Source organism: Arenimonas sp., assembly GCF_019459675.1.
GTDB lineage: Bacteria > Pseudomonadota > Gammaproteobacteria > Xanthomonadales > Xanthomonadaceae > Arenimonas.
On record NZ_JAIBFH010000110.1, the window covers coordinates 1 to 1,070 of the forward strand.

Consider the following 1,070-nt stretch of genomic DNA (forward strand, 5'->3'; position numbering starts at 1 on the left):
GGGCACCAGCCGGCGCCCATGGTCGGCACGGTCTTGAGCACCCAGTCCACGATGGAGTCGGACGGGTTGAGCATGGCGAACTTGGACTTGGCTTCGCTGCCGCCGCCCTTGGCCGCGACGATCACGTCCACGGTGTCGCCGGGCACCACCTTGAAGTTAACCACCGCCGGCGTGTTGTCCCTGGTGTTGGTGCGCTTGCCGGCCGGATCGGCCAGCACGCTGGCGCGCAGCTTGTTGTCGGGATGGTTGTAAGCGCGGCGCACGCCCTCGTTCACCATCTCTTCCACGCCCATCGTGGCGTCGCCCCAGCGCACGTCCATGCCGATCTCGAGGAAAACGGTGACGATGCCGGTGTCCTGGCAGATCGGGCGGTGGCCTTCGGCGCACATCCGCGAGTTGATCAGGATCTGCGCGATGGCGTCCTTGGCCGCGGCGGACTCCTCGCGCTCGTAGGCGGCGGCGAGGTTCCGGATGTAGTCCACCGGGTGGTAGTACGAAATGTACTGCAGCGCGTCGGCGACGCTCTGGATGAAGTCTTCCTGCTTGATCGGCTGGGACACGGTAGGCACGGCCTGGCGGTGAGGACCGCCATTTTAACCCGACCCCGGCGCGGCGGCGGGCCCGGGGGCCCGCTGCAGGGTGTCGATGTCCTTACCGGCCCGGGCCCGCCCGGTGGGCGTGGCCGCGGACGATCATTCCAGGGCCTGCCAGCGCGCGTAGGCCTGTTCGAGCTCCGACTGCAGCGCCGCCAGGCGGGCATTGGCGGTGTTCACGGCCTCCGGGCCCTGGCGATAGAAGGCGGGGTCCTGGATCTGCGCGGTCAAGGCGGCGACCTCCGCGTCCAGCGCCTCTATCTGCGCCGGCAGCTGCTCAAGTTCGCGCTGTTCCTTGTAGCCCAGTTTGCGCTTGGCCGCCGCCGGAGCCGCTGCCGCCGCCGGTTTGGCCACGGGCGCTACCTGCGGCGTGAGCCGCGGCGCCGACACGGCGGCCGCCCCGGCCAGGCGCGCCGCCATCGGGCGCAGGCGCCGGCAGTGGGGGGAGCCGCCCACCGAGTACCCAAACCCGCCGTG

1 protein-coding gene and 1 pseudogene are annotated in these 1,070 nt (G+C 70.6%); both read right to left on the reverse strand.

Features of this window, described 5'->3' with window-relative positions; all coding sequences use genetic code 11:
• A partial coding sequence (locus K0M70_RS03965; RefSeq protein ID WP_290779573.1) for a fumarate hydratase occupies positions 1-560 on the reverse strand: 560 nt, incomplete at its 3' end.
• A gap of 132 nt (positions 561-692) precedes the next feature.
• Positions 693-1,070: pseudogene (locus tag K0M70_RS03970) on the reverse strand (ABC transporter ATP-binding protein); the annotation flags it as partial.